11 protein-coding genes are annotated in these 14,050 nt (G+C 70.8%); 5 read left to right on the plus strand and 6 right to left on the minus strand.

What is annotated here, in order from left to right:
- Nucleotides 1-81: 81 nt before the first annotated feature.
- Nucleotides 82-1,410, plus strand: a complete 1,329-nt coding sequence (locus BM242_RS09925) for an ABC transporter substrate-binding protein (RefSeq protein WP_093838378.1) — start codon at nucleotides 82-84, stop codon at nucleotides 1,408-1,410.
- A 186-nt stretch (nucleotides 1,411-1,596) separates the two neighbouring features.
- On the opposite strand, the gene BM242_RS09930 is transcribed toward BM242_RS09925, so the two are convergent.
- The 4 genes from BM242_RS09930 to BM242_RS09945 all read right to left on the minus strand — a co-directional run bounded on the left by BM242_RS09930 (nucleotide 1,597) and on the right by BM242_RS09945 (nucleotide 6,980).
- Complete coding sequence (locus BM242_RS09930; protein ID WP_093838379.1) at nucleotides 1,597-3,963, minus strand: rhamnogalacturonan lyase; 2,367 nt, start codon at nucleotides 3,961-3,963, stop codon at nucleotides 1,597-1,599.
- 189 nt (nucleotides 3,964-4,152) lie between these two features.
- On the minus strand, nucleotides 4,153-4,437 hold the full coding sequence (locus BM242_RS09935) for a GNAT family N-acetyltransferase (RefSeq protein WP_093838380.1): 285 nt from the start codon (nucleotides 4,435-4,437) through the stop codon (nucleotides 4,153-4,155).
- Nucleotides 4,438-4,500: 63 nt separating this feature from the next.
- Nucleotides 4,501-6,093 (minus strand): hypothetical protein, encoded by a 1,593-nt coding sequence (locus BM242_RS09940; RefSeq protein ID WP_093838381.1) that lies wholly within the window; start codon nucleotides 6,091-6,093, stop codon nucleotides 4,501-4,503.
- A gap of 281 nt (nucleotides 6,094-6,374) precedes the next feature.
- Nucleotides 6,375-6,980 carry a YdeI/OmpD-associated family protein gene (locus BM242_RS09945; RefSeq protein ID WP_093838382.1) on the minus strand — a complete coding sequence of 202 codons (606 nt, stop codon included), beginning with the start codon at nucleotides 6,978-6,980 and terminating at the stop codon, nucleotides 6,375-6,377.
- 252 nt (nucleotides 6,981-7,232) lie between these two features.
- Between BM242_RS09945 and BM242_RS09950 the strand changes: the two genes are divergently transcribed.
- Nucleotides 7,233-8,186 carry an alpha/beta fold hydrolase gene (locus BM242_RS09950; RefSeq protein WP_093838383.1) on the plus strand — a complete coding sequence of 318 codons (954 nt, stop codon included), beginning with the start codon at nucleotides 7,233-7,235 and terminating at the stop codon, nucleotides 8,184-8,186.
- A 78-nt stretch (nucleotides 8,187-8,264) separates the two neighbouring features.
- On the opposite strand, the gene BM242_RS09955 is transcribed toward BM242_RS09950, so the two are convergent.
- Nucleotides 8,265-9,239: a phosphotransferase family protein gene (locus BM242_RS09955; protein ID WP_093838575.1), complete on the minus strand. Its 975-nt coding sequence runs from the start codon at nucleotides 9,237-9,239 to the stop codon at nucleotides 8,265-8,267.
- Nucleotides 9,240-9,481: 242 nt separating this feature from the next.
- Here BM242_RS09955 and BM242_RS09960 point away from each other — a divergent pair, with 242 nt between their 5' ends.
- Genes BM242_RS09960 through BM242_RS09970 form a run of 3 tightly spaced genes read left to right on the plus strand, consistent with a single transcriptional unit; the run spans nucleotide 9,482 to nucleotide 12,217 of the window.
- Entirely contained in the window at nucleotides 9,482-10,525 is a 1,044-nt protein-coding gene (locus tag BM242_RS09960) for a glycosyltransferase family 2 protein (protein WP_093838384.1), read from the plus strand.
- Nucleotides 10,482-10,940 carry a GtrA family protein gene (locus tag BM242_RS09965; protein ID WP_093838576.1) on the plus strand — a complete coding sequence of 153 codons (459 nt, stop codon included), beginning with the start codon at nucleotides 10,482-10,484 and terminating at the stop codon, nucleotides 10,938-10,940. The genes BM242_RS09960 and BM242_RS09965 overlap by 44 nt, the downstream gene beginning before the upstream one ends.
- Entirely contained in the window at nucleotides 10,937-12,217 is a 1,281-nt protein-coding gene (locus BM242_RS09970) for an NAD(P)/FAD-dependent oxidoreductase (RefSeq protein ID WP_245833949.1), read from the plus strand. The genes BM242_RS09965 and BM242_RS09970 overlap by 4 nt, the downstream gene beginning before the upstream one ends.
- A 33-nt stretch (nucleotides 12,218-12,250) precedes the next feature.
- Here BM242_RS09970 and BM242_RS09975 read toward each other — a convergent pair whose 3' ends face one another.
- Nucleotides 12,251-14,017: a hypothetical protein gene (locus tag BM242_RS09975; RefSeq protein WP_093838386.1), complete on the minus strand. Its 1,767-nt coding sequence runs from the start codon at nucleotides 14,015-14,017 to the stop codon at nucleotides 12,251-12,253.
- Nucleotides 14,018-14,050: the final 33 nt, after the last annotated feature.

The following is a 14,050-nucleotide window of genomic DNA, read 5'->3' on the forward strand; positions in this document are numbered from 1 at the left end:
TATCACAACGATGGGAGCGGTCCCATTTCTGGCCAAAACGCATAGGGTGCCCATCCCGACCGGCTCAAAGGAGGGGACGCGATGCGGGGTCGCGGTTTCTTGGCGGGGGCACTGGTGCTGGCACTGGGCGCGACCCTGACGGGGTGTGGTGTGCTCGGATCGTCCGGCGAGGACAAACGGATCACCTACTGGGCGACCAATATGGCGCCCACGGTGGAGGAGGACGAACAGATACTCGGGCGCCATCTCAAGGACTTCACCGAGCGCACCGGCATCGAGGTGGACCTGGAGGTCATCCCCTGGTCGGACCTGTGGGACCGCATCCAGCAGGCCATCAGCAGCGGAAACGGTCCCGATGTGCTCAACATCGGCAACACCTGGTCCACCTCGCTCTACGAAACGGGCGCCTTCCTCACCCTGGGTCTGCTGGAGATGGAGGCCATCGGCGGCGCGGAGAAGTTCCTGCCCTCCAGCATGGCCGCCACCGGCCCCCGCTACGAGGACCCGATCGCGGTACCGCTCTACGGCCAGGCGTACGGCCTCTACTACAACACCCGGATGTTCGCCGAGGCCGGGATCGAGGAGCCCCCGGCCACCTGGGACGAGTTCATCGACGTCGCCCAGAAGCTGACCAAGGACACCGACGGCGACGGCACCCCCGACCAGTGGGGCATCACCCTCGGCGGCGCGGACGTCGGCGTCAACTCGCACTTCGCCTTCATCCTGGGCCGGCAGCACGGCGGCTCGCTGTTCGGCGACGACGGCAGCCCGCAGTTCGACAGTGAGCCGCAGGTGGACGCCGTGAAGCGGTACATCGACCTGATGGCCGAGCACCGGGTGGTCGACCCGGCCGACGCCGTCATCCAGAACTTCGACTCCAACCAGGCGTTCGCCGACGGCAGGGCGGCCATGACCATCGCCCAGACCAATACCCTGGGCGCCCTGGAGTCGGCCGGTTTCAGCGACTTCGCGGTCGCCCCGGTGCCCGTGCTCGACCCCCGGCCGCAGGGCGGGCTGGACATCCAGACCATGGTGGCCGGGGTCAATGTCACCGTCTTCGGCAACACCGACGACCGCAGGTCCTCGCTCCAGCTCGTGGAGCATCTGACCAGCCGGGTGGTGCAGACCGAGCTGAACAAGGAGTACGGCACGCTGCCGGTCACCCTGGACTCCTATGTGGACCCGGCCTTCACCGAGGGGGACCTCGGGGTCTTCGGCACCATCCTCCGTGACTTCGCCGAGCCGTTTCCGCAGATCCCGGAGACCGGGCGGATGGAGGAGCTGATCGGCAACGCCATGGTGGAACTGTGGGCGGAGGCGGCGTCCGGCGAGGTGACCGAGGAGGACGTCCGGCAGGCCATGGAGGCCGCCGGCACGGAAATGGCCGCCTCGGCCGGCGCCACGGACTGACCACCGGCCGGCCGCGGCGGACGGAGCCGCGGAGACAGAGGCGGAGAAGAGACCAAGGGGCGGACGGCCCGGCTCGGGGGTGGGGAGCCGGGCCGTCCGCCCGTCCGCGGGGCCGTCCGGCCCCCGCCCGCCGGCCGCGGGCGGGGCCGGACGCCGTCGGCGCCGTCAGCGCCGCCGTCAGCGCCGTCAGCGCGCGGTGCGGAACCGCGGCACCGGAACCCTGGACCAGTCCATGTCCGAGGCCAGGTAGAAGCCGGTGTAGGACGGCTGGTTGTAGGTGGTCTGCTGCCGTGCGGTGTCCACCCGGTACTGGAGGTCGTGCATCAGCGTGTACAGCTTGTGCCCGGTGACCTCCGTGGAGAGGTGGATCCGGACCGCCGTGCTGTCCTCGGTCCGCACCAGCAGCTCCTCCCGCCAGTCGCCGAGGACGTCCGCCACCAGACCCGGGTTGCCCTTGGACCAGTTGTTGGTGAGGGTGCCGTCGGCGCTCAGCAGGGTGCCGCGCCGCCAGTCGTCGATGGTCGGTGTCTCCAGCACGGTGGTGGCCGCGCCGTTGACGATCTGGGTGGTCAGATCACCGGCCCAGCGGATCGACATGTTGGTGCCGGGGATGGTGTCGCCCAGCTTCTCGCCGCCGGCCGTCCACAGCCCGGTGCCGTGCGAGCCCCAGGTCTCCAGGCCCGGCAGCTCCGGGTCGATGTCGCCGACCATGCCGCGGCCGGTGTCCCGGCCGGTGTAGCCGCCGTGCAGGATCTCGCCGGTGGCGGCGTCCCGCATCACATAGCCGTACGGCGCCCAGCGCGCGCCCTCGTGCACGGTCCAGATCTCCAGGCCCGGCCGGTCCGGGTCGATGTCCGCCACATGCATGGCGTCACCGTGGCCGAGCCGCACCACCTGGCCGGGCACCGCGCTCTCCGGCGGGGCCTCGGCGAAGGAGCTGTAGAGGACCGAGCCGTCGTCGTCCAGGGTGGCGGCGCCGTAGACGATCTCCTGCCGGCCGTCGCCGTCCACGTCCGCGGCGGTCATGGAGTGGAAGCCCTGGGTGGTCAGGGTGCCGTACTCGGGGTCGGTGCCGTCCACCCCGTGCGGGCCGGCGTTGAACGGGTTGGACATCGGGGCATGCCCGCTGTCCACGTACCACTCCTTGATCAGCCGCTTGCCGTTCCAGCGGTAGGCGGCGAGCGTGGTGCGGGTGTAGTAGCCGCGGGCGAAGACCGCGGCCGGGCGGCGGCCGTCCAGATAGGCGACGGCGGAGAGGAAGCGGTCCACCCGGTTGCCCGGCTCGATCCGGGACATGGCGTAGTCGCCCCACATCAGGCCGTCGTCCCCGCGCTCCGGGGTGAAGCGGACGGTCTGCAGCTCCCGGCCGGTGCGGCCGTCGAAGACGGTCAGATACTCCGGGCCGTCGAGGATGAAGCCCTCGAAGTCGCGGAGCTGGTTGCGGCTGGAGCGGGCCGGGGCGTAGACGTCGATGAAGTAGTCGGCGAGCGCCTCGGCGTCGGTGCGGGAGAGCGGGTAGTCGTAGCGCTCCTCGATGCCGAAGGCGGCCTCCAGGGTGGCGGGCCAGTTGCCGGCCACCACCTCGGGGTGCTCGTCCCAGCCCTGGAACATCTCCACCAGGTGGTCGTAGTAGCCCTCGGCGCTGAGCCGGTAGTCGTCCTGGTGGCTGTAGCCGGCCCGGCGGTCGGCCCGGGGCATGGTGATGTAGCGCTCGGACTTCACCTCGCCGTCGCTGTCGTAGCGCACGGTCTTGGTCCCCGGGGCGGTCTTGAACATCATTTCCGAGCGGCCGTCGCCGTCGAAGTCGTAGACCAGGAACTGGGTGTAGTGCGCCCCGGCCCGGATGTTGACGCCCAGGTCGATCCGGTGCAGCAGGGTGCCGTCCAGACGGTAGGTGTCGATGTAGACATTGCCGGTGTAGCCGACCTGGGAGACGTCCTTGGAGTTGGACGGGTCCCACTTGACGATGTATTCGTACTGGCCGTCGCCGTCCACATCGCCGACGCTGATGTCGTTGGCGGCGTAGGTGTAGCTCTCCCCGGCCGGGGTGACGCCGTCGGCGGGCTTGGTCAGGGGGAGGTCGTAGTAGCCCTCCGCCCAGGCGGAGACGGCCTCGCTGCGGCCCCGCTCCTTGCCCTTGACGATCGGCGCGACGCGGTATTCGTCGTCGGCGTCGCCGTCCGGGTCCTGGTAGTTGGTGGAATCGGTGACGGTGGCGAGGGGTCTGCCGTTGCGGTAGATCCGGAAGTCGGCGCCGGCCATACCGGTGGCGGTGTGGCCGGTGACCTCGTCGCCCAGCAGCCGCCAGCTCAGGAACACGCCCTCGGAGGTCGAGACCGCGACCAGGCCGCGGTCCAGTTCCTCCAGTTGCGGGGTCTTGCCCCAGCCCCAGCCGTGGCCATGGCCCCGGCCGCCGTCGGCGGCGTCCGCGGCGTGGCTCTGTCCGGCGGCGGCGCCGGCCAGCAGGGCGCCGGCCAGCAGGGCGGCCGGTACGGACGCCTGCCATCGCCGGTGCCGGGCGCGCGACGCTGCGTTCTGCCCGTGTTGTCTCATCACGACGTCCTTTCGCCCGCGGCGGCGGGTGCGGGTGCGCGATCCTGCCGCGAGCCGAGTATTGAGTCGTTTCAATGCGAGCGAGACGCTAGATGCAGGCTTGGGGCGCGTCAATACTTCGCGTCGTTTCAATGACGGTTCAACAAGAACGCCAAGGGCCGGGCGGTGATCCCGCCCGGCCCTTGGCGCTCACTTCAGCAGATCCGCGTACTCCGGATGCTTCTCGATCCAGCCGGCGTAGAACGCGCAGGCGGCAACCACCTTCAGCCCCTGCCCGCGCGCCTCGTCCAGCGAATGGCGCACCAGCGCCGAACCGATGCCCTTGCCTCCGTATGCCGCGCCGACCTCGGTGCGCACAAACGTGATCACTCCCGGAGCGCGCTCGTACTCGGCGAAGCCGGCCACCTCCCCGGCGCCGTCCAGCCGTGCCTCATAACGGCTCCCCTCGGGAGCGTCCGTCACCTCTATGGCCACGGGACCTCACCTCCGGGACCATCATGGGGGCGCGGGCGGCGGGTTGGCGGCCGAACGGCCAACTCAGCCACCGGAGACGCCCCCGAGATCACCGCCCCCGCCGCTGGTGCCACCGCCGGCCGAGACGCTGCCGCTCCCTCCGGTGGCGGTGCTCGCCGTATGGCTTCCCTCCGAGGTGGTGGTCACCGACCAACTGCCCTCGGAGGTCGTGCTGACGGAGTAGCCGCCCTCCGACGTGCTGCTGCCTTCGGTGCTGGTGCTGGTGCTCACCGAGTAGCCGCCCTCGATCGTGGTGCTGACCGAGTCGGTGCCCTCGGAGGTGGTCCCCTCGGAGGTGGTGCTGGTGCTGACCGAGTAACTGCCTTCCGAGGTGGAGCCTTCCGAGGTGGTGCTGACGGAGTAGCTGCCCTCGGAGGTGGTCCCCTCCGAGGTGGTGCTGGTGCTCACCGAGTAGCTGCCCTCGGAACTGACGGCGGAGCCGCTGCTGCCCGAGCTGCCGCCGTCGATGCCCCCGCCGTCGATGCCGCCGTCCCCGCCGACGCTCGGTGTGCCGGTGGTCGCCCAGTCGCTGTAGCAGTAGATCTCATGCGGCTCCGGCGCCGCGGCGGTGCCGTCGATCTCGAACAGCCAGGTGCCCGCCAGGGCCGGCATGGCCAGGGCGGTGGCGGACAGCGAGGGCTCGGCCGGATAGCTGCTCCGGTCGAAGGGCACCGCTCCGCGCAGCGACTTGTCCGGGGCGTCGCAGCGGTGCTGGAAGAGTTCGGTGCCCATTCTGGGCTCGTACTGTTCCTGGAAGGAGCGGTCCGCCGCGACCATCGCCTGGGCGGCCCGCGCCGTGGACACCGCGTTGACCGGGGAGTTCGCGGTCCGCCCGTACTGCGTGGCCGGCCCGTAGTCCCCGAACCGGTCCTGGCCCTGGCCGAGCAGCCACTCGACGGCCGGTTCGGCCTCCGCCGTCCGCCCGGCGGCGATCAGCGCCTGGACGGTGAGCGCGGTGGCGTCCGTCTCCGGCAGGCAGCCGGCGCCCGGCCACCGGGAGAGCGCGAGCGGATAGCCGCCGTCCGGGCAGGCCCCCGCGGCGAGGCGGTCCACGGCGTGCTCCGGTACGTCGCCGGTGCGCGCCAGCGCCAGCACGGCCAGCGACTGCGAGATCCGGTCGGAGGTGTCGAACCGGCTGTGGCGGACGGACCGCCCGGCGCCGTCCCGGAACCGCCCGTCCGGACCCAGCCGGCTGTGCAGCATCGTGATCAGGTCGTGGCCGCCGAAGTCCGCCGGATCGCGGCCCTGGACGGAGGCGACCAGGGCCAGCTTGGCGGCGGCCGTCACCCGCACCTTGCCGGGCCGGAAGGGGTGGAGATAGTCGTCGGCGTTCTCCGCCAGCCAGTCGGTGGCCCGCTCGGCGGCCTCGCCGCCGGTACCGGTGGCGGCCAGGCCGAGCACGACATCGGCGGTCAGGCCGGGGTCCGCGTCGGCGTGTGTGCCGTCCGTCAGTTGGCCGATGGTCCAGGTGGCCGCGGCGCCCGCGGGCGACCGGAGCCAGTAGTAGGTCCCGTCCTGGGCCTGCGCGCTGCCGGTCGGCAGCGCGGTGACGGCGGCGGCGAGCAGCGCGCCGGGCAGTAACAGCGTGGCGGCGCGCCGGATGGTGGCAACTCTCATGCGTGCGGGTTCCGTTCCTCGTGTCCGGATCGGTCAGTGCAGAGCGGAGCGGTCGGCCGGCACGCGCAGGCGGGACATCCGCCGCTCACCGCGGGCGTGGCAGGGGACGGAAGAAAACGGCAACGGCGGCTGCACAGCGGCTCCCGGGCAGTATCGGCGCATCCCTGCCTGCCGTCTACACCCAGGACAGCCGCCCCGCACCACCCCCCGGAGTCACCGGTCCGCCGCGGCGCCCCCCGGGAAGCGACGCCGCGGACCGGCCCTGCGGCTCGGGACGGCCGTCAGCCGCGGGCCCGCCGGCCGCCGGCGGCTTCGGTGACGACCCGGGCGATCCGGCCCGACCGTGTGGTGTCCCGGGCGGCGCTGATGATCCACCACAGCATCTGTTTGCGGGCGCTGGGCGGGAACCCGTCCCAGTGGGTCCTGGCCTGGGGGTCGCGGTCGAGCGCCGCTTGCAGCTCGGGGGGTTCTTCGAGGTCTTCGACCTGGTCGTAGATCGTCCACCAGCCGTTGGCCTGTGCGACGGCGATGGTGTGGCGGCCGAGGTCGGTCATGAGGCCACGCTGCTCCATGTCGGCGGCGCGCCGGCGGTTGAGCCGGGTCCAGGTACTTCTGGGCTTACGCGGTGTGATCAGCTGCAAGGCGCGCTCGTCGTCGAGGATGGTGACGGTGGAGTCGATCCAGCCGAAGCAGATGGCTTCCTCCACGACCTCGGGGTACGGGCAGCGTGGCCGGCCGGTGCCGGTGCGCCAGGAGCACAGCCACACGCCGCGGGCCGAGGTGTGGTGGTGCTCCAGCCAGGTCCGCCACTGTGTCCGGGTCTCGGCGTGGAAGATCGGGTAGCCGAACTTCCACGCCGGGGGGTGTGCGGAAACCGAATTGGTCATTCTTCCTCCCGGATCGGGGTGTAACGGATGCCTGTCCCGGTTCTGTCCGGCGCCTCGCGGTCCTGATCGGCGCGAGGATGAGGCCGCCGAGCGGGCGAGAGCAGATGCGGCGCCCGACCGGTGGGATCTTTCGGCACGTTCTCAGTCTGCCCCCTATTGAGGACTGAATATGACCGCAATGCGCCCTACGGTGGTGGCAACCGATCGGGCGGTGACCGCCTGATCACCCTGAAAAGCAGAGAAGGAAATGCAATGTTCAACCCGGTCGATTTTCCCGAGCCCACCCTTGTTTCGGTCAACGGTGTGGAACTCGAAGTCTTCGAAGCGGGGCGGCGGAATTCCGGAGAACCCATTGTGCTCTGTCACGGCTGGCCGGAGCATGCCTTTTCCTGGCGTCATCAGATGCGCGCCCTTGCCGCTGCGGGCCACCATGTCATCGTTCCGAATCAGCGGGGTTACGGCAACTCGTCCCGTCCGGCCGAGGTGACGGACTACGACATTGAACACCTGTCGGGTGATCTCATCGCGCTTCTTGATCACTACGGATACCAGGATGCCACCTTTGTCGGTCATGACTGGGGCGCGTTTGTCGTCTGGGGACTGACCTTGCTGCATCCCAGCCGTGTGAACAAGGTGATCAACCTGAGCGTGCCCTACTTCGAGCGGGGCGAGAAGCCCTGGACCGAGGTCATGGAGGCTACGCTCGGCGGCGACTTCTACTTCGTCCACTTCAATCGGCAGCCGGGCGTCGCCGACGCCGTATTCGAAGACAACACCTTCCGGTTCCTCCGCAACATGTACCGGAAGAACGTGCCCTTCGCGGAGCCTCAGCCGGGTATGGCGTTGATCAATCTTGCCAGGGCGGAAACACCGCTCGGTGAGCCCCTGATGAGCGACAGCGAACTGGCTGTTTTTGTCTCCGCTTTCGAGTCATCGGGGTTCACGGCCAGCATAAACTGGTACCGGAACCTGGACCGCAACTGGCGCCTGCTGGCGGATGTGGACCCGATCATCCGCCAGCCCGCCCTCATGATCTACGGCGACCGGGATGTGGTCCAGAGGTCGGAAAACCTGGCCGACTTCGTGCCCCTTGTGGAAGTGGTCAGTCTGGATTGCGGTCACTGGATCCAGCAGGAAAAGCCGGAAGAGACGAACCAGCTGATTCTGACATGGCTGGAACGGCAGGGTGCCGCCCACGGACACTGAACTCGCGGTGCCGTGCGGGGTGATGTTCCGGGACCGCAGGCGTCCGGACGGGCCCGGCGGGGCCGCGGCCTTCTCCGCTCAGCGGAAGGTGCGGCATTCGGCGAGCCAGGTGGCGAGGTAGGAGTCGGTGAACTCCTTGTGCTCGCCCTGGTAGCCGCGGGGGCCGCATTCGATGACCAGGATCAGGGCCAGATAGAGGTGGTAGAGGGCCAGGCGGTGGTGGAAGGAACGGTCGAAGTCCAGCCGGCCGCCGGCCTGGCGGTAGCCGGCCACCACGTCGCTGTCCTCGCCGATGTCGCCGCCGAAGGCGAAGGAGACCAGTTCGGCGACCGGATCGCCCCAGAACGCCCGTTCGTGGTCGATGAGCCCGGTGATCCGGGGCTGCTCCGGGTCGACGAATATGTTGCCCGGCCACAGGTCGAAGTGGATCAGCCGGGGCTCGGTGACCTCCTTCAGCACGTCCGAACCCGCGTCCACCAGCCCGCGGATCTCGTCGGGGGAGGTGCCGAGGTCCGATTTCCAGTGGGCGGCCTCGTCCAGCAGCGCCTCCACCATGGCGGAGAAGGCGGTGCGCCAGTCGGGTGCGGAGAGCCCGGATTCCGGGGCCGGGTAGCCGAACCGGCCGTCGGGCGAGTCGATGGTGTGCAGCCGGGCCGTCACCCGGCCCAGCTCCCGGCGCAGCGCCGACTCGGTCTCCGGCGCCAGTTCCCCGGCGGCCTTGTCCCAGGGCACGCCCGGCAGCAGCGAGGTGACCAGGAAGTCCGGACCTTCCAGCAGCACCTCGGGGCCGGGGATACCGCCATACGCGCCCGCCAGCCGGTAGATCGCGGCCTCGGTGGCCATGATCCCCCGCTCGTACCGCAGCACCGGCACATCGGCCGGCGGGGCGACCTTCACCACGGCGGCGCGCCCGTCGTCCAGCACCACCCGGTAGGCGGCGTTGTACCAGCCGTCGGTCAGCTCGGTCTCCACCTGGCATCCGATCCCGGTGGCGTCCCGCAGCATCGCGTCCAACTGGTCGGTGGTGAGGTGGCGTTTGGTCCTGCTCTCCATGATCCGCATCTTAAGGACGGCCTGACCTGCTGTTCCGGTCCATTCCTTCCGGAAATTTTCCCAACCTGACGGCCACCGGCCGGCCGGGGCGGAGCACGTGGACGCGGATCTGCGTGCCGTTGGTCCTGCACCGCAGGGTGGTGGCGGGCCGCCGCCCGGCCCGCAGCGGCCGGCGGGATGCCGGTGACGAACCGTCATGGCGAATTGCCCCGGTGTTCATGCTTCCGTTCTAGAGTGGGGGAATGGCCGCGCCCCTGTCGCACCGCGCCGGGCCGGCACCCGGCAAGACGGCGCTGATCTCCTATGTGCTGCCCGTGTACAACGAGCAGGACTCCATCCGCCGGTTCCACCAGGAGCTGACCGCGGTGCTCGACCGGCGCCCGGAATACTCCTACGAGCTGATCTACGTCAACGATGGCTCCCGGGACGCCAGTCTGGAGCTGCTCAGCGACCTGGCCAAGAACGACCCCCGGGTCCGGGTGGTCGACTTCGCCCGCAACTTCGGCCACCAGATCGCCATCACCGCCGGTCTGGACGAGGCGGGCGGTGACGCCGTGATCATCATGGACACCGATCTCCAGGACCCGCCCGCGGTCAGCCTGGAGCTGATCGACGCCTGGCGGGACGGCGCCGAGATCGTGCACGCCCGCCGCCGCACCCGCCGCGACACCCTCTTCAAGCGGGCCACCGCGCACCTCTTCTACCGGCTGCTGCGCTCCTCCACCGAGGTGGAGATCCCGCTGGACACCGGCGACTTCCGGCTGCTGGACCGGCGCGCCGCCGACGAACTGCGCCGGTTCCGGGAGCGCAGCCGCTTTGTGCGCGGCATGGTCGCCGCCATGGGCTTCCGCCAGTCCGAGGTGCTTTTCGACCGCGACCAGCGGGTCGCCGGCGAGACCAAGTATCCGCTGCGCAAGATGGCGGGGCTGGCGATCGACGGGGTGACCGGCTTCTCCACCGCGCCGCTGCGGCTGATCACCCGGCTGGGCTTCGTGGTGCTGGCGCTGTCGCTGGCCGGCATCGGCTACGCGGTGGCCATGAAGTTCTTCCGTCCCGACATCACGGTCTCCGGCTGGACCATGATGATGGTCGTGGTGCTGTTCCTGGGCGGAACCCAGATGCTGTCCCTGGGGGTGCTGGGCAGCTATATCGGCCGGATCTATGCCGAGGTGCAGGGCAGGCCGCTGTATATCGTGCGGCAGGTGGTGAGCGGGGGAGACGACGGTGAACGAGCGGGCGGACGTGGCAGCGGCACCGGCGGCCCGGGCGGCGCAGGCGGCGGCTGACACCGCGGCCGGGACGGCCGCGGCGCGGGCCGCCGCCCGGCGGCAGGGGCTGCGGCAGCTCATCCGGTACACCCTGGTCGGCGGCACCGGGGTGACCCTGGACCTGGCCGTCTTCCTGCTGCTCTACAACATGGCCGGCCTGCACGAGCAGGCGGCCAACGCGATCAGCACCACCGCCGGCATCACCAACAACTTCATCCTCAACGCGGTCTTCACCTTCGACCGCCGGGACCGGCTGCTCGTCCGCTTTCTGCGCTTCTACGCGGTCGGCCTGTCCGGCATCGTGCTGACGCATCTGCTGCTGGTGGTCTGCTCCGGCCGGCTCGGCGTCGACCCCAATCTCGTCAAGGCCGCCTCCCTCCCCCTGGTGCTGGCCGTCCAGTTCGTGCTCAACCGGAAATGGAGCTTCGGGTGAACAGCCATCAGAACGTCGGCATCATCGGCGCCGGTGCCACCGGACTGACCGCCGCGTACGACGCGGTGCGGGCCGGGCACCGGGTGACGGTGCTGGAGGCCGCGGACGAGCTGGGCGGGCTGGCGGCCTCCCTGGAGATCGGCGGGGTGCCCCTGGAGCGCTACTACCATCACATCTTCCGCTCCGACCGGGACATCATCGAGCTGATCGGCGAGCTCGGCCTGGCCGGCGATCTGCACTTCCACAAACCCACCACCGGCGTCTTCCTGGACGGGAAGCTGCACCCCTTCTCCACCCCCGCGCAGATGCTGCGCTTCCCCGCCTTCTCCCCCCTGGACAGCGTCCGCTTCGCGCTGTCCTCCGCCCTGCTCAAGGCGGTGCGCGACGGCGAGCGCTACAACGACCGCACCGCCCTGTCCTGGCTGCGCCGCCGGGCCGGACGCCGGGTCACCGAGACCATCTGGGAACCGCTGCTGCGCGGCAAGTTCGGCGACCGCGCCGAGCAGGTCTCCATGGCCTGGCTGTGGGCCCGGGTGCACTGCCGCACCTTTGAGCTCGGCTATCTGGACGGCGGCTTCGCACGCGTCTACGCGGCGCTGCGGGACGCGGTCGCGGCCCGCGGCGGCAAGGTGGAGTTCGGCAAGCGGGTGGAGACCATCCGCCAGGCGGACGACGACTCCCCGGTGACGGTGCGCACCGCCGACGGCGCCGAGTACGGCTTCGACCGGCTGATCGTCACCGTGCCGCAGCCGGTGTTCGCCAGGGCCGCGGACCTCCCGGCCGACGACACCGTCTGGCGCAACCAGTATCTGGGCGCCACCTGCTTCGTCCTGGAACTGGACCGCAGCCTGATCCCGTACTACTGGCTCAACATCAACGATGCCGACTTCCCGTTCCTGGCGGTGGTGGAGCACACCCGGATGACCGGGACAGAGCCCTACGGCGGCCGTCATCTGGTCTATGTGGGCAACTATGTGGAGCGCGACGACTGGCGGTTCACCACCGGACCGGCCGAACTGCTGGACCGCTATCTGCCCTGGCTGCGGCGGCTCAACCCGGACTTCGACCGGGGCTGGATCAGCGACTGGCACTTCTCCCGCGCGCCGTTCGCCCAGCCCGTGGTCACCCCCGAGTACCGCTCGCTGATCCCGGACCACCGCACCCCGCTGAGCCGGGTCACCCTGGCCACCATGGCGCAGATCTATCCCCAGGACCGCGGCCAGAACTATTCCGTCGCCCTCGCCCGCCGCATCGTGCGGGACCTCGGCCTCGCCTGAGGCGGCGGTCCGGCGCCGCAGCGCCGCAGCGGTTCAGCGGCGGGTGCACAGGACGGCGTGGCGGTCCGGGGCCTCCTCCCGGGCAGGGCAGTCGTAGAGCTCCGCGATCCGGTCGCGCACCGCCTCGTCCACCAGGCCCGGCCGGAACCAGGACCGGCTGAGCACGGCGAACGGGGCCGGGTTCTCCGTCAGGCAGCGGGCGTTCTCGTCGTGCGAGGGCAGCTCGCGGATCTCCTCGATGAACCGCACCCGCTGGAGGAAGGTGGGGACCGGGTAGCGGCACTGGCCGGGCAGGCCGGTGAAGTAGACGACATCACCGAAGGCCAGATACAGCACCGGCGCGTCCGGGTCGCCGATCTCCGCGCGCAGCAGCCGGCCCTCCGCCTCCCGCGCCTCGGTCGCCGCCCAGTAGCCGGTGTTGGTGGTGAAGAGGTCCGCCCGGCTGATCTTCTGGTGCGGCGAGCCGGGCCAGACGGTGACCGCCAGGCAGGCCACGCCCGCCAGCGCGATCAGGGAGACCGGCACCCGGAACATCCCGGTGCCCCGGCCGCGGGACCCGCCGCGCACCGACCACAGATCCAGCAGGGCGGCGCCGAGGGCCACGGCCGCCGCGGCCCAGCCCACCTCCGGGCCGTGCAGCCGTTCCGGCAGCCGGTGGCTGACCGGTCCCCAGGCCGCCAGCAGCAGCGTCACCGTCAGCAGGGCCGCCGGCGGGCGGCGGAACTCCCGGTACCAGCGGGCCACCGCCAGGCCCCACAGCGCCGCCGCGAACACCGGCAGCACCGCGCTGTGATAAAGGAACCACTGCCCCTGGACGGTCACCGCGCCCACCGCGGCCAGGCCGATGAGCAGCGCCGGAACCGCCCGGTGCAGCCGTTCGCGCCGTCCCGGAACCCGGGCGAGAACCAGCAGCAGCACGCCGGGCAGCAGCGCCAGCACGGGGCTGACGAAGACCCGGTCGCCGAGATGCGTGGTGATCCGCTCGAAGAGATACGACGGCCGCAGGAACTCCGCCTCCAGGCCGGTGCGGTTGATCCGGGGCATGTCGCGCACCCACTGCCACTCGTGCGAGGCCACCGCCAGGCTCAGCAGAAACAGCAGCACGGCACCGCCGGCGCCCGCCACCGCCGCCCGCACCGCGCGGGCCCGGTCGGTGCCGAAGACGACCAGCAGGGCCATCAGGGCGATGGCGGCGGTGGAGAACTTCATCATCACCGCCAGGCCCAGCGGCACCGCCGCCACCGCCGCGGCCGGCCAGGGCCGGTCGATCAGCAGCACGGCGGAGACCGCCACCACCGCCAGCAGGACCGCGGTCCACTCCGGCTGGAGAAAGTCCAGGCGCGGCGCCAGGGCCAGGGCCAGGGTGGTCATGGCGGCGGTGAGCAGGGCCTCGCCGCGCGGCAGCCTCCGGATCAGGGCGGCGTGCAGCAGCACACCGGCCGCCGCGCACAGCGCCAGCCCGGCCAGCCGGATGACGATCTCCCGCGTGCCGGTGGAGCCGAAGGCGAGGCCGTCCAGCGCGGCGATGAACCAGCGGTAGAACAGCGGGCGATGGGTGAACGTCTCGGCGGCCGAGAAGCCGGCGCCGTCACCGGCGCGCAGGGCGCCCAGCACATAGCGCAGATCGCCGTGCAGTTCGGCGGAGACCGCGGACCAGCCGAGCAGCGCGGCCACGGACAAAGCCGCGGCCCAGCGGGCGGCGCGGGTGGTCCGGGCCGCGCCGCGGGCCGTGGCCGGCAGCCGCAGGGCGAGGAAGCCGGAGTCCCGCCCCCGGGCGGGTGTGTGGTCGGTTCGGCCCATGGGGCGGAACGTAGCACCCCCGGGGGCCGCGAG

It is taken from the genome of Streptomyces aidingensis, from assembly GCF_900112355.1.
Classification (GTDB): domain Bacteria; phylum Actinomycetota; class Actinomycetes; order Streptomycetales; family Streptomycetaceae; genus Streptomyces; species Streptomyces aidingensis.